Raw genomic sequence first — 20,631 nt, forward strand, 5'->3', positions numbered from 1 at the left:
ATTTATCATTTTGAACTTCTAGTAAAGTATCGTCTTCACTAATCGTATCGCCGGCTTTGACGAACCATTTAACGATCTCACCTTCAGCGATTCCTTCACCAATGTCCGGTAATTTAAATTGGTAAGCCATGTTATTTTCGCTCCTATCTCATATTTCGGTATCTTTTTTTTCGAAAGCCGAAAAAAAGTTGATTTTCGTCACGTATATCATTCGGCTAGTTCTAATTAACAGTTAATGGACTAGCTCGTAACTATCGTATGAATTTTTTGGCATACAAACGCCATATCTCGTATGCATACTAGCTACTAAACATGCTAAAGCACGAAGTAGAACTAGTAATTAAAATTCAGCGATTTCTTTTACTTTGGCTTCAATATCTGCCGCGTTTGGCAACCAGATGCCTTCTGCTTGTCCAAATGGGAAAACAGTATCTGGAGCTGAAACTCGACCAACCGGCGCCTCTAATGAAAGAACTGCACGTTCAGAAATTTCTGAAACAACTTGTGCCCCAACGCCTGCTTGTTTTTGAGCTTCTTGAACAACTACAACACGACCTGTTTTTTCAACCGATTTGATAATCGTCTCTACATCTAATGGAGCCACCGTGCGTAGATCGATAATTTCTACGTTAATATTTTCTTTTGCTAAATTGTCCGCAGCTTTCACTGCTTCACGAACCATCGCACCATAAGTAATGATGGAAACATCCGTACCTTCTCTAGTAACAGCCGCCTTATCCAACGGCACTTCGTAGATTCCTTCTGGCACTTCTTCCCGGAATGAACGATAAAGCTTCATGTGTTCTAAGAAAACAACAGGGTCGTTGTTGCGAATTGATGCAATCAATAGTCCTTTTGCATCATAAGGATTTGAAGGAATCACTACTCGCAAACCTGGTGATTGAGCCATTAAACCTTCTAAATTATCTGAGTGAAGTTCTGGTGTATGAACACCGCCACCAAATGGTGCACGAATCGTGACTGGCAAATTACGCGTGCCACCCATACGGTAACGAGTACGAGCCATTTGTCCAACGATTTCATCCATCGCTTCGAAAACGAAACCAAAGAACTGGATTTCTGGTACAGGACGGAAGCCTTGTAAAGCTAAACCAAATCCAAGACCAGCAATTCCTGATTCTGCCAATGGAGTATCGAACACTTGATCTTCGCCAAATTTTTCTTGAAGACCTTCAGTCGCACGGAAAACCCCACCGTTTTTACCGACATCTTCACCGAAAACTAAAACTTCTTTGTCTTTTTCAAGCATCAGAGCTAAGGCATCTGTAATTGCTTGGATCATTGTTTTTTGTGCCATGATTATTTCGACTCCTTCGCTTCATAGAATTCAATTTGTTCTTTGATGTTTTGTGGTTGTACTTCATACATATTTTTCAAGAAATCAGAAACCTTTTGTTTTGGTACACGGTCAGCATCTGTGATCGCTTGTTTGATTTCTTCTTTCGTAGCTTCAATCACTTGTTCTTCTTTTTCTTCAGACCATAAGCCTTTTTCCGTTAAATATTTACGGAAGCGAACCAATGGGTCTTTCTTCGTCCATTCGTCATCCATCTCTTTAGTACGGTAACGAGTTGGATCATCACCAGATAAAGTATGTGGTCCATAACGGTAAGTCAACGTTTCAATCAACACAGGACCGTTTCCGCTAGCTGCCCATTCACGAGCCTTTTTCGAAACATAATAAACCGCTAATGGGTCCATTCCGTCAACTTGAATTCCGGGAATTCCAGCTGCTACTGCTTTTTGTGCTAAAGTTTTAGCCGCTGATTGTTTTTCCCGTGGTGTCGAAATGGCAAAGCCATTGTTTTGAATATAAAATACAGCGTTTGCATGATAAGCGCCGGCAAAGTTGATTGCTTCATAGAAGTCCCCTTGTGATGAACCACCGTCACCAGTATAGGTGAAGACCACATTTTTACTGTCGCGTTTTTTAAGTCCTAAAGCAACACCTGCAGCTTGGACATATTGCGCACCGATAATAATTTGGGGTGGTAACGCTTTTAAGTCCGCTGGATAATTATTCCCGGCAACATGGCCCCGCGACCATAAGAAAGCCTCTGCTAATGGTAAACCGTGTTTGATTAATTGTGGAACATCCCGATAGCCAGGTAACAAGACATCTTCCTTTTCAAAAGCAAAATGACTAGCCAATTGGCTGGCTTCTTGTCCAGCAGTTGGTGCGAAGAATCCTAAACGCCCTTGACGGTTCAATGCAGTTGAACGTTGGTCCAAGACCCGAGACCAAACCATTGAAGTCATTAATTCAACAAGTTCATCATCAGACAAATCAGGAACGAGGTTTTCGTTTACAACCTTCCCCTCTTCATCTAGTGTTTGGTACACGGGAAAATCCGCGTTTACATCTTTAAGTAAGGCTTCAAAATCAATCGTTAACTCTTTTTCTGCCATGGTGTCACACTTTCCTCTCTTCATAAATTAAAGCTATTTCGTTGTGCAACAGCAAGTCAATCTGTATTATTGCTATTGCCCTTCCTTCTTTAAAGTAGCATTTTTGTATTCAATTGACAACAAACTTGCTCTGAGAATCTGAACTTTTTGAAGCGTTTCACTTTTTATCCTTGTGAAACAGCCTGCAGTTGCTTTTATCACGGGTTTTCTTAGGCTTTTGTAGCGATAATGAATATCTAAAAGAATTCCTCCGTAGCTATGATGTATCAGGGGAAAATAGGCTCTTTATTTTTTTAAAACTTTGTGAATAAAAAAACGCTTTAAAAAAATTATTACTCTTTTTCACAAAAAAAGAAACAGAATGACGATGTTCGCCATTCTGTTACATTTCAGATCCACTCTTTTGCAATCTTAATATATAAAACTTTACCTAATTGGGTTGCTAGCATATAAGCAATCACGATCCCGATATACCAGAACCAATAGGTTGTAGGTAAGTGAACAAAGTCAAATTGTCCAGCTAAAGGAGTCACTACCACTAAGATTCCTACAACAACCGCCATTAAAAGGCTAATAAAAACCTGTGGGGCTGGACGACTTTGCAAGAAAGGAATTTTTCTTGTGCGTACCATCAAAACAACTAATGCTTGCGTAGTCAAACCAACCATGAACCAGCCAGTTTGGAAAAGATTTTGCTGAGCAACCGTTGTCGCACCAAAAATAAACCACATTACGAAAAAGGTTAAAATATCAAAAACGGAACTGATGGGTCCAATACATAAGGTGAATTTTAGCAGTCCTTTGGTTTCCCATTTAGTTGGTGCGTGAAGTTCTTCTTCATCTACGTTATCCCAAGGAATCGTTAATTGTGCGATATCGTAGATCAAGTTTTGCAATAGCAATTGCAATGATAGCATTGGTAAAAACGGTAAGAAGGCACTGGCTACTAAAATGGAGAAAACATTCCCAAAGTTTGAGCTGATAGTGATCTTGATGTATTTCATCATGTTACTGAACACACGACGACCTTCGATTACGCCGTATTCCAAGACACTCAAGCTTTTTTCTAACAAGATAATCGAGCTGGCATCTTTGGTAATATCAGCGGCTGTATCAACTGAAATTCCTACATCGGCTTTGCGAAGCGCTGGGGCATCATTAATCCCATCACCCATAAAACCAACCGTATGACCTTTACCTTGTAACGCTTCGATGATTCGTGACTTTTGCATTGGATTTAATTTAGCAAATAAATTCGTTGTTTCAGCTGCTTGATATAATTCTTCATCTGACATTTCGTCTACTTGATTGCCTAATACATAGTTTTCAGCAGAGATTCCCACATCTTGACAAACTTTTTGTGCCACGATGGCATTATCACCAGTCAAAACTTTTACAGCCACACCATGTTGTTGCAAAGATTTGATCGCTGGCTTAGCAGAAGCTTTAGCAGGATCTAGGAAACCCATAAAACCGATTAATGTCATATCTTTTTCATCATCGGTAGAATAGATGGCTTCTTCATGGGCATCTCGACGAACGGCTACCGTAATGACCCGCATTCCTTGGCGGTTCATTTTTTCATTGACCTCTTGTAATTGCTGACGAATCTCTGGTGTTAATGTTAAAATCTCACCATTGATTTCGACATATTTACAAATAGCCACCATTTCTTCAACGGCTCCTTTAGTAATCATCAATTGATGTTGATCGGTTTTCATTACTACGGTCAACCGACGGCGAGAAAAATCAAAAGGAATTTCATCGATTTTTTGAATACTTTGGAAAGGCAGTTGCCGATCTTGCTCTTCAAAATAATTGATCACTGCAATATCCATTAAATTTTTCCAGCCTGTTTGATACGTCGAATTCATAAAGGCATAATCTAATACTTGTTCATTCTCATTACCTAGCGGATCTAGGTGCTGTACTAAGACAACTCGATCTTCGGTGATTGTCCCAGTTTTATCGGTACATAAGACATCCATGCTGCCTAAGTTTTGGATCGAAGCCAGTTCTTTTACGATTACTTTATGTTTAGACAAGGTCAATGCCCCTTTGGCTAAGTTGGAGCTGACGATCATTGGCAGCATTTCTGGTGTCAAACCAACAGCAACCGCAATAGCAAAGAAGAAGGCACTGCTCCAGTCTCCCTTAGTTAAACCATTAATCAAGAAAACTAATGGAAAGAGCACCATAACCATCCGTAGCAATAATTTACTCACACGGTTCAAACCGATATCAAAGGAAGTCTTGCCCCGCTTAGAAGTCGCATTTTTGGCAATATCGCCAAAGAACGTTTGTTGTCCCGTTTTTAAAATAATTGCTTTTCCCTGACCACTTAACACATCGGTCCCCATAAAAACAAGATTCGTCAAATCTAACGCGGTCATTTCTTCAGTGATCGCCGCTTCTTTGGGAACAAATTTTTCCACTGGCATAGATTCGCCGGTTAATGAAGACTGATTCACGAATAAGTCCTTAGTCCAAATTAAGACCGCGTCCGCCGGGATCATATCCCCAGTTGCTAATGTCAAAATATCTCCCGGTACAACTTCATCCATTGGAATTTCTTTCGTTTCACCATTCCGGGTGATTGCTGCTGTATTTTCAATCATTTCTTTCAATTCGATGCTGGCTTTTTGTGAACGATATTCTTGAATAAATGTAATCAGTACACTGGCAAGAATCATGATCGTCATAACTATCGCTGCTTCAAAATCACTAGTCAGCAATGAAACGATCGCTAATAAGGCCAAAACATACACAAAAGGATCATTAAAGGCTTGTAAAAATAATAAAATAGCTGGAGTCGGTTTTTGAGCCGAGACCTCATTAGGGCCATATTCTTCTAACCGGCTTTGAGCATCCTCTTCAGATAATCCTTGCAATGAAGTACGCAAGTTTAAGAAAAGATCACGATCAGAAAGAATCGCCAATTTTTTTAATTCTTGGTCTTTGTTGTTCTTGCGAGCAAGAAGGTTTTTTTTGTTCATCATAATGGTTCCTCCTAAATTTCAGGACGAACACTGTCGTCCTACGGTAATTATATTTCGGTCGACTATCCTCATGATCATATTCCATCTTCCTCACATCCTTTCATTTATTTCGGTGAAATTTTTTCCGCCTTATAAAATTTTTGCTCCAAGTTCGCAGATTCTTAACACGTAGAAAATCCTGCCTAAAGCGCGAAGTGGAACTCGCAAAAAAAGCGCGCACTCGAAAATGAGCACGCGCGAAAAGTTCATTCATGTTCATCGTCGAGCTTTAGCACTATAGGGCGTAGACAGAATCTGTCAGCTACGTTATGAATCACCTTCACGATGATTCCTGTTCTACCCATTGGCGTCTCTCGACATTTTTGGGCAGTAGCCTGTGTCCGTATAGGAGCCTCACCTAACAATTATTTTAATTTCATTTCCACTATAAATCAGTTATTTCTTTGTGTCAAACTTAATCTTGAAAAAATTTGTTTATTTTCAGAAACTCATCAATTTTCTGATTGGGAGTTCGACCAAAATAATCAGCAAATTTCTTGCTCCAAAGCTTAGTTTCTCGTGCTTCAGCAAAAGTTTCCATCGTTTCGTCATAATCTTCAATCAATTGATAGTCATAATCTTGATAGGTATCATAATGAATGACCACTTCTTTTGGCAATCGAGGCTTGACCCGCATCTCGACGATGGGTTTTCCGATACTTAAACCTGCAACGGGAAAAACATAATCCGGCAAATTCAATAATTTACTTACCTCAGCGATATCCTTACGAATTGATCCGACAATGACACTGCCTAATCCCAGAGCTTCGGTTGCAACTACCGCATTTTCCAACGCTAGAGCCGTATCAGTAATGGCAGTAATCAATGGATCAATGCCTTGATTAATCGGATAATCCACTTGATAATGCTCCGCGACTTTTTGCGTCCGTTTCAAATCAGCAACAAAAACTAAAAACACTGAGCTTTTCAACATATGGGGATTACCTGGATTCAGTTCAACCAATTGCTTCCGGATCTTTTTATCCTTCACCACAATGATGCTGTACATTTGACCATTCATCCAGCTTGGGGCTTGGCAGCTAGCCTGTAAAATCTGCTGCAATTCTTCGTCTGACAATTGATACTCTTCATCAAAATTACGATACGTCCGATGATTGTTTAACACGTCTAATGCCTTCATTTAGTTCCTCCTTAATTGCTTTGAAATCACTTGCAGTCTTTTAAAAAATTGTTGCCGATCCTGCTTCGTCAAGCGTGTGTAATTAACCCGCATAGCCATTGTATCATTACTAAACAGGAATGAGGGTGCGACTAAAAGTTTTTCTCGTAAAAAGATGCTCCAGTCTTTGCGGCTGAGCTTTTGGTGCCGCCATGTTAAATAAACATACAAGCCTCCATCAATAGTCGAGATTGACCAATCTTCCGTAATCTGCTGGGCATCTGCGGTAAAGGCTGCCCCTCGTTCCTTTAATTCTGCTACTAATATTTCTTGATTCGCTTGAAACTTAGAATCATTCAGCGCAGTATGAGCGATGACTTGAGGAAAGACACTGATTGAAAAATCCATCATCTGCTTCGCCTCAGATAAACGCTGAATCAAGTCCTTATCTGCCACGATCCAGCCGATTTTAATGGAGGAACCAAAAATTTTCGACAACGAACCGAGATGAATCACTTGATGAGGAGCCATTTCCTTCAAGGACGGAGGAATTGGTCCGAAGTTCAATTCACTGAAGACCTCATCTTCAATGATTGGTAGCTGGTATTTTTGGCTTAAAATAATCAATTCTTGTCTTCTTTTGGCGGACATGGTTGACCCGGTGGGATTTTGGAAAGTCGGATTGACGATGATCATTTTGATTTTTTTAGTCAAGATCAACTGCTCCAATTTGTCGATTCGCATCCCTTCCTGATCCATTTCAACCCCATAAAGACGCACACCAGCGCTGGCAAAAATCGGTAATGAATATAGGAAGGAAGGATCTTCAATCGCAACACTATCTCCATTTTGCAACATCACTTGCAACAAAAGAAACATCGCTTGTTGCGCACCTGAAGTAATCAACACTTGATCGGCAGAAACATCAATCTTCTGTTCCATTTTTATCCGCTGACAAATAACTTGCTGTAACGGCCCATAGCCTAACGGGCTTTGCTTTCGTTCTTCTAATAATAAATCTTCCCAGGTATAAGAAGGAAAACGAAAATCAGGTATCAAATTCAATGGCAATTCGCCTGAATAAAGATCCAAGGCCACTGAATCCTTTAATAATCGATGAACTTCTTCTACATAAGGCTCGGTAGGATACGCTTCTTGCGTAAATAAACGTCGCCAATCCACCCGGGGTGTTGTACTACGCCCCCAATTTCCTTCATTCACCAAAGTACCGCTACCTTGCCGTCGAATCACCCACCCTAAACTAACCAATTCATCCAACGCGTGCACCACTGTAGAACGGTTGATTTGATAAAGTTCCGCCAGTTTTCTTTCAGGCGGCAATTTATCCCCCGGTAACAGTGTCCCGGTTTGGATATAATCAATGATTTGCTCCATGATCTGCTGGTAAAGCGGTAATTTATTTTTTTTCGTTAATTGCCACATCTTCAAGCCCTCATTTACTATTGGATGATTTAACGCTAACCCAATCATTCACAACTGTCAATCTACTCATTAGATTTATTTCAAAAAGGGTCGCTGGCAAAAAAAGAACCTAAAACCTTAAAGGTCTTAGATTCTTAAACAGGTCATATTTAGATGGTATCACCATTAAAAATTGAATTTTTCACAACGACGTAATCAACTTTTTGAATGGCTTCAAGGTCTTTTCCGCCAGCGTAAGAAATGGCTGATTGTAAATCTTGCTGCATTTCTACTAAAGTGTCTTCTAAAGAACCTTTATAAGGAATCCAAATTTTCTTTCCTTCAACATTTTTCTTTTCGCCTTTTTGGAATTCTGAAGCACTTCCGAAATATTCCTTGTAAACCACTCCATCTTCCACTTTGGTCTCACCGGGTGATTCTTCATGTCCAGCAAATAATGAACCGATCATCACCATCGTAGCGCCGAAACGAACAGATTTCGCGATATCACCATGAGTGCGAATTCCACCGTCCGCAATAATCGGTTTACGAGCCGCTTTTGCACACCAGCTTAAAGCTGCTAGTTGCCAACCGCCAGTTCCAAAACCGGTTTTGATTTTCGTGATGCACACTTTCCCTGGTCCAATCCCAACTTTCGTTGCATCGGCACCAGCGTTTTCTAATTCCCGAACTGCTTCAGGAGTACCAACATTACCAGCGATCACAAATGTTTCTGGTAAATATTTCTTTATGTGCTTGATCATATTGATGACCGGATCTGAATGTCCGTGAGCAATATCGATCGTAATAAAATCAGGGTTCAATTTTTCTTCTGCTAACTGTTTAACAAAATCATATTCATAACCCTTCACACCTACACTGATTGATGTGAATAAGCCGCTAGTTTGCATTTTTTTGATGAAAGGAATGCGCTCTTCCTCGTAAAAACGATGCATAATATAGAAGTAACCATTTTCAGCTAAAAACTCCGCGATGTTTTCATCAACGATTGTTTGCATATTGGCTGGTACAATGGGCATCTTAAAACTAAATTTTCCTAATTGGACCGTTGTATCACATTCTGAGCGGCTGTTTACCACACATTTATTCGGGATTAACTGAATATCTTCATAATCAAATACTTTCATACTGGCCTCCAGTGTTTGAGATAAAAAAACATAGGGCTCTATCGCCCTATGTAATTTACAACATTTTCAACTAAAAAGCAAGATTATTTTTAAAATAATTCGAAAAAACACGAACATTAACTTTTTAACTTTCGGATTTCCTTAATTTTTTCGCTTGAAGACTAATTAAAAAGATAACATCTTCCATCTCTTCTTCATTGGTCACTTTCATTTCGATCTGTTTGGTCTTTTTCGAAACCTCTTCAAACTTCTCTCTGAATTCCGAGGACATCACTTTCACCATAGGCGTCAAATAATTGATCCCAAAATCTGGAAATGGAGTAATAACAGAAAAATATTCTTTATGAATGATAATTCGGCAAAGCAGACCGTCATATTGTTCGATCATCAGCTGCCAACCAGATTTTTTTTGAAAAATATAAGTGATCTTAGGATCATAATGCCGCATGATTTGCGCTAGTAAAATTTTCAAATACTGAGAATTTGGGAGTCCAGATAGAATCGTTTGTAATTCTTTTTTCTCGCGCTCTGAATCAGACTGTTTACTTTCCATGGTTCTCGCCTCTTTCGATACTAAAAAATAGCCTTAATCCTAACAGCCCAACTGTTGGATTGTTTTTACTTTTCTTCAAAATTACACACCTTTTTAATCTTTTTTTCATGTTAAGTCTACCACTTTTAATATGAACTGTCATTTTTTTAATCTTGTTTTTAATTAACTCACTACATTCCTTCTTTACTTGACTACGCTTTGATTAACTCGTTAAAAAATGAAAAGAAATCAAAAAAAAGACGGTCAATCGACCGTCTGAGAAATTATTTTTTCGCTTTGGAACCAATATCATTTCGGTAAAAATAGCCGGCTGTTTCAGCTTTTGATAATGCTTGATACACTTGCGCTTGGGCTGCTTGAATCGTATCGGCCTCAGCTTCCACGACTAGAACGCGCCCGCCAGAAGCTTCCATTTGTTTCGTTCCTTGCGTTACACCAGCGTAATAAACAGTAACTTGATCGTTAAAGTCTGGCAGCGGCATCCCTTTTTGATAGTCGTTTGGATAGCCTTCTGCTGCTAAAACAACACCGACTGAGGCTTGATCGCTCCATGTTAATTCCGGTTCTTGATCTTTTAAAAAATCACTGATGATTTGAGCTAAATCGCTCGTCAAACGAGGTAAAACGACTTGTGTTTCAGGATCACCAAAGCGTGCATTAAATTCGATGACTTTGGGACCTGCTTCAGTCGCAATCAGACCAGCATATAGAATCCCAGTAAAAGGCGTGCCATTTTTCACCATACCGTCAGCTGCCGGTTGCAGAATTTCTGCTATCGCTTTTTCAACCATTGCTTCCGATATTTGTGGTACAGGTGAATAAGCCCCCATGCCACCAGTGTTCGGACCTTCGTCATTGTCGTAAGCACGCTTATGGTCTTGAGCAATCACCATTGGATAGACTTTTCTATTTTTAACAAAGGCTAGTAACGAAAATTCTTCACCGGCTAAAAATTCTTCTACCACAACTTTGTCGCCGCTCTCGCCGAAACGATGATCGGTCATCATTTCCTTCAACGCTTGCAGTGCTTCTTCCAGCGTCATCGCCACCGTCACACCTTTACCCGCAGCTAAACCATCCGCTTTGATAACGATCGGTGCGCCTTTTTCTGTGACATAATCACAAGCCGCTTGATAATCTGTGAACGCGGCGTAATCAGCGGTAGGAATCTGATTATCTACCATCAGCTTTTTAGCAAACTCCTTCGAACCTTCAATCATCGCCGCTGCTTGATTCGGGCCGAAAATCGCTAGTCCAGCTTGTTGAAAATCATCGACGATTCCATTTAGCAATGGAATTTCCGGACCGACAAACGTCCAGTCAATTGCGTTTTCTTTTGCAAAGGCAATTAACATTTTATGGTCATCTTCTGCGATATCAACGACTTGAATCCCATCTTGGACCATTCCCGGATTTCCCTTAGCGCAAAAAACCGCTGTTACTTGTGGACTGTCCAATATTTTTCTGGCGATTGCGTGTTCTCTACCACCGCTGCCGATTATTAATATCTTCATAAAATCCTCCTAATGTCTGAAATGACGCACGCCAGTGAAGACCATCGCAACACCATATTTGTTCGCCATTTCGATGGAGTCTTTATCACGAATGCTGCCACCTGGCTGAACAATGGCCTTGATCCCATGCTGCGCCGCGTATTCAACACTGTCATTCATCGGGAAATAGGCATCACTTGCTAACACAGCACCCTCCATTCGACCTTTCGCTTCTTCCAAGGCTATTTTGACTGAGCCGACGCGATTCATTTGACCCGCACCGACACCAACAGTTTGATGTGCATTGGCTACCACAATGGCGTTGGATTTCACGTGTTTCACCGCTTTCCAAGCAAAAGCTAACGCTGCTAATTCTTCGGCCGTCGGTTTACGATCAGTCACGACTTCCCAGCTTTCCGGCTCTTCTTCAATTACATCTTGATCTTGAACCAGTAATCCACCTAAAACAGAAACAATCTCCTGCTGAGTCGTTGCTTGATCAGAAAAATCGAGGGTCATCAAACGTAGATTTTTTTTGCCAGACAGAACATCGAAGGCTGCTTGGCTGAAGCTTGGAGCAATAATGATTTCTAAGAACAATTTATGCATTTCTTCCGCTGTCGCCAAATCAACTTCACGATTTGCCACTAAAATCCCGCCAAAGATTGAAGTTGGGTCTGCTTCATAAGCAAATTGATATGCTTCAAGAATTGTTTTTCCACTGCCGATGCCACAAGGATTCATATGCTTCAAGGCGACTACCGTTGGCTCGCTGAATTCACGAGCGATGCGGATCGCCGCATCCGCATCCTTGATATTATTATAAGAAAGTTCTTTGCCGTGAAGCTGCTGCGCGTTGGCAATAGAATAAGGAACAGGTAAGGCGTTTTGATAAAAGGCCGCTTGCTGGTGACTATTTTCGCCGTAACGCAATGTTTGTTTCAATTCATAAGTCAGCGTTAATTTTTCTGGTTCTGTTTCTGCCACTTGCTGGCTTAAATATTCTGCAATGAGCGCGTCATAGGCTGCAGTGTGGCGGAAAACTTTCGCGGCTAGGCTCTTCCGTGTCGCTAAACTTGTTTCCCCTTGTTCTTTTAACTCGTCTAATACGCGAGGATAATCTTTTGGATCAACAACCACTGTCACAGCGTTGAAGTTTTTCGCCGCTGAACGCAGCATACTTGGTCCACCGATATCAATATTTTCAATCGCGTCGGCTTCTGTGACTTCAGGCTTTAAGATCGTTTCCTTGAAAGGATACAAGTTCACACAGACAAAATCGATCGGTTGGATATCATGAGCCTTCATAGCATCCAGATGGCTAGCTACGTCGCGTCGGCCTAATAATCCGCCATGGATTTTTGGATGCAGCGTCTTTACACGACCATCCATCATTTCAGGAAATCCTGTCACTTCGTCGATACTCAAGGTTGGAATCCCCGCCTCGTCTAAAGCTTTTTTCGTTCCGCCGGTGGAAACGATCTCGATTCCAGCTTGAACCAATCCTTTAGTAAACTCAACAACCCCTGTTTTATCTGAAACACTAATTAATGCTCTTTTCATCATGATTCTCCTTTACAATTTCCGCTAAGACTTGCGGATAAAGATGATGTTCCGCTTGATGAATTTTTTCTTCCAAGCTATCCAAAGTATCAGTTGCAGCCACGGCTACCCTACTTTGTGCGATGATTGGTCCAGTATCGACACCATCATCGACGTAATGAATCGTTACTCCTGTTTCAGACACACCCGCTTCATAAGCGTCTTTGATCCCATGCAGTCCAGGAAAATTAGGCAGTAGAGCCGGATGAATATTAATAATTGCTTGCGGAAAGGCAGCGAGTAATTCTTTTCCTACGATCCGCATATACCCCGCCAAAACTACCAATTCAACGTCGTAATCCTGCAGTAATTTCAACAGCGCTGCCTCGTAGCTCCGCTTGTCAGTGAATTCTTTAAGCTCGAAACTCTCACAAGGAATATTAAACTTTTTCCCCCGCTCCAAAACATACGCATCGCGATGATCTGAAAACAATAAAACCAGTTCACCATCGATTTTTTGATCTTTGAATGCTTGAGCAATCACTTCAAAATTCGAGCCATTTCCTGATGCTAAGACAGCGACTTTCATGCCTTTACTCCTTTAAAAATGATTGGGTCTGCTCCATTTTCAATGACTTTACCAATCACAAAGGCATCTTCATCACGAGCAGTCAAATCAGCTTGTAATTCCTCTAATTTTTCTGGGGCAACCGCTAAAACCATACCGATCCCCATATTGAAAATTTCGTACATTTCTTTTTCTGGTATTTCCCCGTATTTTGCTAACGCGTCAAAAATCGGCAAGACCGGCCATGTTCCTAATTCGATTTCACAAGCTAGATTATCCGGCAACATCCGTGGCAGATTTTCTACAAATCCGCCGCCAGTCACATGAGCGATTCCTGTAACTAACTCCTTTTTAACTAAAGGTAAGACCGCATCGACATAGATTCGTGTCGGCGTCAATAATTCCTCGCCTAGTTCTTGAGTCAATTCCGGTAATTTTTCATTGATTGAAAAGCTATTTGTTTCAAAGAAAATTTTACGGACGAGCGAATAGCCGTTGGAGTGAATGCCTGATGAAGGCAAACCTACCAAGAGATCGCCGGTGTTGATTTTTTCACCAGTGATCATTTGACTTTTTTCTGCGATCCCAACGGTGAAGCCGGCTAAATCATAATCGTCTTCCCCGTACATCCCCGGCATCTCAGCCGTCTCGCCACCAATCAAGGCCGCCCCCGCTTGGACGCAACCTTCTGCCACACCAGCCACCACTTGCTCCAAGCGAGCCGGAATATTTTTTCCTGTAGCAATGTAATCTAAAAAGTAAAGTGGCTCCGCGCCTTGGGCCACAATGTCATTGACACACATCGCCACACAGTCGATCCCGATCGTGTCATGTTTGTCTGCTTGGATTGCCACCATTAATTTTGTGCCTACACCATCTGTTCCAGAAACTAACACCGGCTCTTTTAATTGAAACGAACTTAAATCAAAGCAGCCGCCAAACCCACCGATTGCCCCCATTACACCTAAGCGTTCCGTTCTTTTTACATGCTTTTTGATCCGTTCAACCACTTCATAACCAGCCTCAACATCTACGCCAGCCTTAGAATATGCATTTCCCACACGATCCGCTCCTTATTCATATTAAAGTATTCATTTTTCTCGAAAGCCAAAAATGAGTTTGATCTTCATGCCGTATACCATTCCACTAGCTTTGCTAAATCAATAAGTGGAACTGGCATCCTTATTCATATTAAAGTATTCATTTTTCTCGAAAGCCAAAAATGAGTTTGATCTTCATGCCGTATACCATTCGACTATTTTTTATTCATAGGGCTTATTCCTAATCTTAGAAATCATTTTTCAAAAAACGAAAAATGACTCTTATTGTCATAGCGTATACCATTATTTTAATAAAACGAGGTTTTTTCTTTCAAAGTTGCTTGATAATGTGCTTCATAATCGTATAACGGTGTTGGATAATCACCATTAAAGTACGCCATACATAGCCCTGAATAAGGTGCGTCAAATTTTAAACCGATTGCATTGATCAAGCCGTCTTCACTTAAAAAGGACAAGGAGTCAGCTCCAATCATTTCTCGCATTTCTTCAATGGAATGATTCGCGGCAATCAATTCTTTCCGCGTTTGAATATCGATTCCATAGAAACAAGGATAACGTAACGGCGGTGAAGCGATTCGAACATGAACTTCCTTTGCACCTGCTTCTTTCAAAAGATTGACGATTCGACGGCTAGTGGTTCCCCGAACGATAGAATCGTCTACCATGATCACTCGTTTGCCTTCAACTACGCCACGAACGGCAGACAGTTTCATTCGTACCCCTTGTTCGCGTAATTCTTGCGTTGGTTGGATAAAGGTTCGAGCGACATATTGGTTTTTTACCAAGCCCATCTCATAAGGAATTCCTGATTCTTCGGCGTAACCGCTGGCTGCCGATAATGAAGAATTCGGCACGCCGACTACCATGTCAGCTTCGATCGCTGATTCTTTCGCTAAGATACGTCCCATATTTTTACGAGCGCTATGAACATTGACGCCGGCAATATTAGAATCCGGACGAGCAAAGTAAATATATTCCATTGAGCAAATCGCGTGCTGCGTTTCCTGCGTAAATTGTTCCACTCTTAGTCCGTCGTCGTCGATTGTAATGATTTCTCCGGGATTAACATCTTGGATAAAGCTTGCACCAACGACTTCCAGCGCACAAGTTTCCGAAGCGACTACATACGCCCCATTGACCATTTGTCCGATTGACAATGGGCGAAAACCGTTAGGGTCAAGGGCCGCAACCATTGAATCTTCCGTTAACATCAAATAGGCGAAACCACCTTTGACGGTATTCAAAGCTTCCTTCATTCGCTCACAAAGCGTCGCTTTATGACTACGGCGAATTAAGTGCATCAAGATCTCCGTATCTGAATTGGAATGGAAGATCGCGCCATTTTGTTCTAATTCTTTTCGTAAACTTTTGGCGTTCGTCAAATTGCCATTATGGGCCAAGGCAAAAGCACCATCGTAAAAATTAAATAAGAAAGGCTGAATATTGTCCACGCTGCTATTGCCAGCTGTCGCATAACGAACGTGACCAATCGCAGCTTGACCAGTCAAATGGTTCAACTGCCGCTCATCCTTAAAGACTTCCGACAATAGACCTAGCCCGCGATGTCCGGTTAATTTTCCCGCATCATTACAGACGATTCCAGCACCTTCTTGTCCGCGATGCTGTAAACTATGCAAGCCAAAATAAGTGACGCGAGAGGCATCTGGATGACCCCAGATACCAAAAACGCCACATTCTTCATTTAAACTTCTTACTTCATTAGACATGGAATGGCTTCCTCCCATAATTCTTGTGCCTGTTTTGTTGCTACGTTGATCGAAGCACCTTCTGCTGTCAAATGAATCTCGTCAGAATCAGTAACCGTTCCGATCATGACTGCTTTATTTCCAGCTAGCGCTTCAAATTCTGCTTGATTTTCTGGTTTAACGGTTAAAACAAAGCGTGATTGTGTCTCAGCAAAAAGATTTTCAACGGGCATCGCAACGGTTGCTTCCACTCCTAATTGATTAGTAAAAGCCGATTCAGCGATGGCTACCGCTAGTCCACCTTCCGCACAGTCATGGGCGCTGGCAATCAAACCGGCTTTGATTGCAGAAAGAACAAAGTCTTGATTGGCTTTTTCCACCGTTAAGTCAAAGTCCATTAATTGACCTTCAATCAATCCTTTTTGCATTTTTTGCAATTCACTGCCGTTGAAATCATTGCTAGTTTCACCAACAACATAAATCAAATCACCAGCTTGTTTAAATTCTTGCGTCGTAATATGACTCAAGTCTTCAATCAAACCAACCATTCCAATCATTGGTGTTGGATAGATTGCTTTGCCATTGGTTTCGTTATACATCGAGACATTGCCTGAGATAACCGGTGTATTCAATGTTCGACAAGCTTCAGAGATTCCGTCAGCTGATGTCCATAATTCCCAAAAGCCTTCTGGTTTTTCTGGTGAACCATAGTTCAAGCAATCGGTGATCGCCAAGGGTTGACCACCAGAAGCGACGATATTTCGGGCGGCTTCCGCTACCGCGATTTGTCCGCCGATTTCTGGATTCAAATACAAGTAACGCGCATTACAGTCAGTGGTCATCGCCAGCGCTTTTTGGGTTCCACGAACTCGTAAAACAGCCGCGTCACTGCCGGGACGAACCACCGTATTGGTGCGTACTTGTGAGTCATAGGTTTCATAGATCATTCGCTTTGAAGCGATGGTTGGCTGTTGCAACAATTGTAGCAATACTTCCGAAGCATCTTTCACCTCTGGTTGATACTCGTCCATTGCAGCGAATTCTTTGATCCGGGCTGGTTCGCGTTTTTCATTTTGGTAAACCGGCGCGTCTTCAGCCAAAGCATCGACTGGTAAATTGGCGACTTCAACGTCGTGATGGTACAAACGATACAGCCCGTCATCCGTTACTTCACCAATCGTCACCGCATCTAGCTCATAACGTTTGAATAATTCCACGACTTCCGCTTCATGCCCTTGCTCAACACAAATCAGCATCCGCTCTTGTGACTCCGATAACATCATTTCGTAAGGGGTCATATGGGTTTCCCGTTGCGGTACATCATCTAAATAAAGCTTCAAGCCCGAACCGGCTTTTGAAGCCATTTCCGAACTAGATGAAACCAGACCAGCTGCTCCCATATCTTGGATACCGACTAAAATTTCTGCATGATCCAAAATTAATTCCAAACAAGCTTCCAATAATAACTTTTCCATAAATGGATCGCCGACTTGAACCGCCGAACGTTGTTGTTCTTCTCCTTCAACAAATTCTTCAGAAGCGAAGGTCGCTCCGTGAATGCCATCACGCCCTGTTTTAGCCCCTACATACATGATAGAATTGCCGACACCTTTAGCTTGACCCTTTTGAATGTCCTTGTGTTCCATCAAGCCGACACACATCGCATTCACTAAAGGATTACCTTCGTAGCAATGATCAAAGGCTACTTCGCCGCCGACTGTTGGGATACCGATACAATTTCCATAGCCGCTGATCCCAGCGACAATTTCTTCTACTAAATATTTCGTCCGAGGTGTGTTTAATTCACCAAAGCGTAACGAATCTAAAATTGCGATGGGGCGAGCGCCCATGCTGAAAATATCACGGATGATCCCACCGACACCGGTTGCCGCGCCTTCATAAGGCTCTACCGCCGAAGGATGATTATGACTTTCAGCTTTAAAGACAACTGCTTGTCCATCACCAATATCCACGATCCCGGCACCTTCACCGGGTCCTTGAAGAACCTGCGGCCCCTCCGTCGGAAATTTGCGTAGAACGGGCTTTGAATTTTTATACGAACAATGTTCGCTCCACATTACCGAAAATAGTCCTGTTTCAGTATAATTCGGCATGCGACCCAAGATATCTTCAGAAATCAAGCGATATTCTTCATCGGTCAAGCCCCATTCGGCATAGATTCGTTGTTCTTTGATTTCTTGCGCTGTCGGTTCTAATTTCATCATTAGTTTGCAGTCACCTTTCCGAAATTTTTTAAAATGGAGGCGAAGAATTTTTTGCCATCCTCAGAGCCTAAAAGGGTTTCCATCGCACGTTCCGGATGTGGCATCATGCCTAAAACATTTCCTGCTTGATTGGTGATTCCGGCAATATTTTCTACACTGCCGTTAATATTTTCTCCTTCATAGGTAAAGACGATTTGATTGTTCGCCTTTAGCTCAGTCAAGGTCGCTTCATCACAATAATAATTTCCTTCACCGTGAGCGACCGGAATTTGAATGATCTCATCCGCTTCATATTCAGAAGTGAATTTTGTTTGGTTATTCACAACACGTAATGGAGTGATTTTGCTGATAAATTTTAAGGACTCATTGCGGCGTAATGCTCCGGGTAACAGACCTGCTTCCGTTAAAATTTGAAATCCATTACATGTTCCAAAGACTGGTTTGCCTTCTTCAGCGAACCGAATAACTTCTGACATGATATTAGAGAAGCGAGAGATCGCGCCACAGCGTAAATAATCACCATAAGAAAAACCGCCAGGTAATAGTACACCATCAAAGCCAGCCAAGCTTGTTGCATCATGACGGACATATTCACAATCCGCTCCCATGATTTCCTTCATCGCCCAATACATATCCATGTCGCAATTTGAGCCAGGAAAAACAATGACTGCAAATTTCATCTTAGACTTCCTCCATTGCTTGGATTTCATAACGATAAGTTTCCATATTCACGTTGGCTAATAATTTGTCGCAAACTTCCTCAATCATGTCTTCTACTGGGCGATCGCTTTTAGCAACTTTGATCTCAAAATATTTACCGATCCGTACCTCTTCGATTTCGTCATACCCTAAACGATGAACTGCCCCTTTGACTGCTTCTCCTTGGGGATCTAACACAGAATCCTTATACGTTACGTATACTTTTACAAAATACATGCTTATTCTCCTCGCTTTTCTAATCGATTTAATACTTCTTGATACACAGGAATAATGTCGCCTAAGTCGCGACGATAAATATCTTTGTCTAAATGCTCTTGCGTTTTCTTGTCCCACAAACGACACGTATCAGGAGAAATCTCATCTGCTAAAAGAATCGTGTCATCTTTTTGCCGTCCAAATTCTAATTTAAAGTCGATGAGTTGAATCGCCATTGAATCAAACAATTCAATCAACGCTTGATCGACTTCTAAAGCCATTTGACGTAGTATTGCCAACTCTTCACCGGTCGCAATTTCCAAAAAGCGGATATGATCATCAATGATCATTGGATCGTCTAAGGCATCATTTTTGTAATAAAACTCGACAATTGGCTTTTTCAAAGCGGTTCCTTCTGGAATAGCCAAGCGTTTTGAAAAACTGCCCGCCGCCACGTTTCGAACAACCACTTCTAAAGGAATGATTTCCACTGATTGAATCAATTGTTCAGTAGCTGAAAGTCGTTTGATAAAGTGATTCTTGATTCCTTTGCTCGCTAAAAAATCAAAGATTAAGCTGGTGATTTGATTATTTAGTTCTCCTTTACCATTGATTTGATCTTTTTTTGCGCCATTCAAAGCAGTCGCTTGATTTAAATACTCGACCCAAATGACCTCTGGATCATCTGTTTGAAATAATTGTTTTGCTTTTCCTTCATACAATAAAGTTCCTTTTTTCACCTTGTTACGCTCCCTTTTTGTGAACATTCGCTACAATTCGCATAAAATCATTCGCTTTTTTATTTCATCCTTAGTGTAACAACTGAAAAAAAATAATTCAACATTTTATCGGATATTATAATTCAAAAACATCTTTATCGTTCGTGTTTTACCAAGAACGCTCATTCCTTTTTCACAAACATTTTTAAGATAACGTTTACATTTTTTTAAATGGGTGGTATATTAAATGCGAATGATATTAATGGAGGAATTGCTTATGTTAGAGACGCCCTCAGCAGCTCAAAAATTTCTAGATTCAATGACTGAAATCAACAAGCAACGACTACTGAACGCACTGTTAGGATTAGATAGTACCCATGCCTTGAATTGCAACACCAGCTTCTATTCTTACCGCAACTTAAAAAAAATCTTTAAACCAAATAAAGCTCAACCGATGCAAACACTACACTTTTCCAATACCACAAACGATCAATTAGTCATTCGACAATTGAAGCAGCATTCTTTCTTAAAGAATTCTTATCGAATCGAGATTCGGCTGAATTCCGTCTTATATGACTATCAATTGATTGATTGCTTGCTGCAGCAACTGAACGAAAGCTGCTGTACGGATTTGTTTTCTTACGCATAAAAGCAAAGACCTTCTTACCGAAAACGGCAAGAAGGTCTTTTT

General features: G+C 41.2%; 18 protein-coding genes and 1 riboswitch. Of the genes, 1 reads left to right on the forward strand and 17 read right to left on the reverse strand.

Translation table 11 applies throughout. From position 1 onward, the window contains the following. The 17 genes from RV00_RS11370 to purC all read right to left on the reverse strand — a co-directional run. Window positions 1-130: biotin/lipoyl-containing protein (locus RV00_RS11370; RefSeq protein WP_338070748.1), on the reverse strand; the 130-nt coding region annotated here is incomplete at its 3' end. Between the two features lie 210 nt (window positions 131-340). Next, window positions 341-1,318: an alpha-ketoacid dehydrogenase subunit beta gene (locus tag RV00_RS11375; RefSeq protein ID WP_071862715.1), complete on the reverse strand. Its 978-nt coding sequence runs from the start codon at window positions 1,316-1,318 to the stop codon at window positions 341-343. Window positions 1,319-1,320: 2 nt separating this feature from the next. Then, entirely contained in the window at window positions 1,321-2,430 is a 1,110-nt protein-coding gene (gene pdhA / locus RV00_RS11380) for a pyruvate dehydrogenase (acetyl-transferring) E1 component subunit alpha (protein ID WP_071862716.1), read from the reverse strand. A 389-nt stretch (window positions 2,431-2,819) separates the two neighbouring features. Continuing rightward, entirely contained in the window at window positions 2,820-5,426 is a 2,607-nt protein-coding gene (gene mgtA / locus RV00_RS11385) for a magnesium-translocating P-type ATPase (protein ID WP_071862810.1), read from the reverse strand. A gap of 250 nt (window positions 5,427-5,676) precedes the next feature. Beyond that, window positions 5,677-5,841, reverse strand: a riboswitch (M-box (ykoK) riboswitch). A 42-nt stretch (window positions 5,842-5,883) separates the two neighbouring features. Continuing rightward, entirely contained in the window at window positions 5,884-6,609 is a 726-nt protein-coding gene (locus RV00_RS11390) for a nitroreductase family protein (protein ID WP_071862717.1), read from the reverse strand. Continuing rightward, the gene (locus RV00_RS11395; protein ID WP_071862718.1) at window positions 6,610-8,031 is read right to left on the reverse strand and encodes an aminotransferase-like domain-containing protein; all 1,422 of its coding nucleotides are present in this window, start codon (window positions 8,029-8,031) and stop codon (window positions 6,610-6,612) included. It lies immediately after the preceding gene. 149 nt (window positions 8,032-8,180) lie between these two features. After that, entirely contained in the window at window positions 8,181-9,158 is a 978-nt protein-coding gene (gene guaC, locus RV00_RS11400; protein ID WP_071862719.1) for a GMP reductase, read from the reverse strand. A gap of 124 nt (window positions 9,159-9,282) precedes the next feature. Then, a complete protein-coding gene (locus tag RV00_RS11405; protein WP_071862720.1) occupies window positions 9,283-9,711 on the reverse strand; it encodes a DUF3788 family protein in 429 nt (142 codons plus the stop codon). Between the two features lie 263 nt (window positions 9,712-9,974). Continuing rightward, window positions 9,975-11,225, reverse strand: coding sequence for a phosphoribosylamine--glycine ligase (gene purD, locus RV00_RS11410; protein WP_071862721.1), 1,251 nt, complete (start codon window positions 11,223-11,225; stop codon window positions 9,975-9,977). Between the two features lie 9 nt (window positions 11,226-11,234). Continuing rightward, complete coding sequence (gene purH, locus RV00_RS11415) at window positions 11,235-12,767, reverse strand: bifunctional phosphoribosylaminoimidazolecarboxamide formyltransferase/IMP cyclohydrolase (RefSeq protein WP_211272391.1); 1,533 nt, start codon at window positions 12,765-12,767, stop codon at window positions 11,235-11,237. Continuing rightward, on the reverse strand, window positions 12,748-13,335 hold the full coding sequence (purN, locus tag RV00_RS11420) for a phosphoribosylglycinamide formyltransferase (protein ID WP_071862723.1): 588 nt from the start codon (window positions 13,333-13,335) through the stop codon (window positions 12,748-12,750). The genes purH and purN overlap by 20 nt, the downstream gene beginning before the upstream one ends. Further along, entirely contained in the window at window positions 13,332-14,375 is a 1,044-nt protein-coding gene (purM, locus tag RV00_RS11425; protein WP_071862724.1) for a phosphoribosylformylglycinamidine cyclo-ligase, read from the reverse strand. Before purM ends, purN begins: the two co-directional genes overlap by 4 nt. Window positions 14,376-14,662: 287 nt before the next feature. Then, on the reverse strand, window positions 14,663-16,102 hold the full coding sequence (gene purF / locus RV00_RS11430; protein ID WP_071862725.1) for an amidophosphoribosyltransferase: 1,440 nt from the start codon (window positions 16,100-16,102) through the stop codon (window positions 14,663-14,665). Further along, complete coding sequence (gene purL / locus RV00_RS11435) at window positions 16,087-18,306, reverse strand: phosphoribosylformylglycinamidine synthase subunit PurL (RefSeq protein ID WP_071862726.1); 2,220 nt, start codon at window positions 18,304-18,306, stop codon at window positions 16,087-16,089. Before purL ends, purF begins: the two co-directional genes overlap by 16 nt. Further along, complete coding sequence (gene purQ, locus RV00_RS11440; RefSeq protein WP_071862727.1) at window positions 18,306-18,986, reverse strand: phosphoribosylformylglycinamidine synthase subunit PurQ; 681 nt, start codon at window positions 18,984-18,986, stop codon at window positions 18,306-18,308. Before purQ ends, purL begins: the two co-directional genes overlap by 1 nt. A 1-nt stretch (window position 18,987) precedes the next feature. Beyond that, entirely contained in the window at window positions 18,988-19,242 is a 255-nt protein-coding gene (gene purS / locus RV00_RS11445; protein ID WP_071862728.1) for a phosphoribosylformylglycinamidine synthase subunit PurS, read from the reverse strand. 2 nt (window positions 19,243-19,244) lie between these two features. Continuing rightward, window positions 19,245-19,961 carry a phosphoribosylaminoimidazolesuccinocarboxamide synthase gene (gene purC, locus RV00_RS11450; protein ID WP_071862729.1) on the reverse strand — a complete coding sequence of 239 codons (717 nt, stop codon included), beginning with the start codon at window positions 19,959-19,961 and terminating at the stop codon, window positions 19,245-19,247. 256 nt (window positions 19,962-20,217) lie between these two features. On the opposite strand from purC, the gene RV00_RS11455 reads away from it, so the two are divergent. Further along, window positions 20,218-20,589, forward strand: coding sequence for a hypothetical protein (locus RV00_RS11455; RefSeq protein ID WP_071862730.1), 372 nt, complete (start codon window positions 20,218-20,220; stop codon window positions 20,587-20,589). The last annotated feature ends 42 nt before the right edge of the window (window positions 20,590-20,631 follow it).

It is taken from the genome of Enterococcus devriesei, assembly GCF_001885905.1.
GTDB classification, from domain to species: domain Bacteria; phylum Bacillota; class Bacilli; order Lactobacillales; family Enterococcaceae; genus Enterococcus_A; species Enterococcus_A devriesei.

What these genes read in the sequence shown, in the direction of transcription:
- guaC (WP_071862719.1), bottom strand. Translation starts at nt 9,158, where the DNA reads ATGAAAGTATTTGATTATGAAGATATTCAGTTAATCCCGAATAAATGT.
- purN (WP_071862723.1), bottom strand. Translation starts at nt 13,335, where the DNA reads ATGAAAGTCGCTGTCTTAGCATCAGGAAATGGCTCGAATTTTGAAGTG.
- RV00_RS11375 (WP_071862715.1), bottom strand. Translation starts at nt 1,318, where the DNA reads ATGGCACAAAAAACAATGATCCAAGCAATTACAGATGCCTTAGCTCTG.
- RV00_RS11395 (WP_071862718.1), bottom strand. Translation starts at nt 8,031, where the DNA reads ATGTGGCAATTAACGAAAAAAAATAAATTACCGCTTTACCAGCAGATC.
- pdhA (WP_071862716.1), bottom strand. Translation starts at nt 2,430, where the DNA reads ATGGCAGAAAAAGAGTTAACGATTGATTTTGAAGCCTTACTTAAAGAT.
- purD (WP_071862721.1), bottom strand. Translation starts at nt 11,225, where the DNA reads ATGAAGATATTAATAATCGGCAGCGGTGGTAGAGAACACGCAATCGCC.
- purL (WP_071862726.1), bottom strand. Translation starts at nt 18,306, where the DNA reads ATGATGAAATTAGAACCGACAGCGCAAGAAATCAAAGAACAACGAATC.
- RV00_RS11405 (WP_071862720.1), bottom strand. Translation starts at nt 9,711, where the DNA reads ATGGAAAGTAAACAGTCTGATTCAGAGCGCGAGAAAAAAGAATTACAA.
- purF (WP_071862725.1), bottom strand. Translation starts at nt 16,102, where the DNA reads ATGTCTAATGAAGTAAGAAGTTTAAATGAAGAATGTGGCGTTTTTGGT.
- purH (WP_211272391.1), bottom strand. Translation starts at nt 12,767, where the DNA reads ATGAAAAGAGCATTAATTAGTGTTTCAGATAAAACAGGGGTTGTTGAG.
- purQ (WP_071862727.1), bottom strand. Translation starts at nt 18,986, where the DNA reads ATGAAATTTGCAGTCATTGTTTTTCCTGGCTCAAATTGCGACATGGAT.
- purS (WP_071862728.1), bottom strand. Translation starts at nt 19,242, where the DNA reads ATGTATTTTGTAAAAGTATACGTAACGTATAAGGATTCTGTGTTAGAT.
- RV00_RS11455 (WP_071862730.1), top strand. Translation starts at nt 20,218, where the DNA reads ATGTTAGAGACGCCCTCAGCAGCTCAAAAATTTCTAGATTCAATGACT.
- RV00_RS11390 (WP_071862717.1), bottom strand. Translation starts at nt 6,609, where the DNA reads ATGAAGGCATTAGACGTGTTAAACAATCATCGGACGTATCGTAATTTT.
- mgtA (WP_071862810.1), bottom strand. Translation starts at nt 5,426, where the DNA reads ATGAACAAAAAAAACCTTCTTGCTCGCAAGAACAACAAAGACCAAGAA.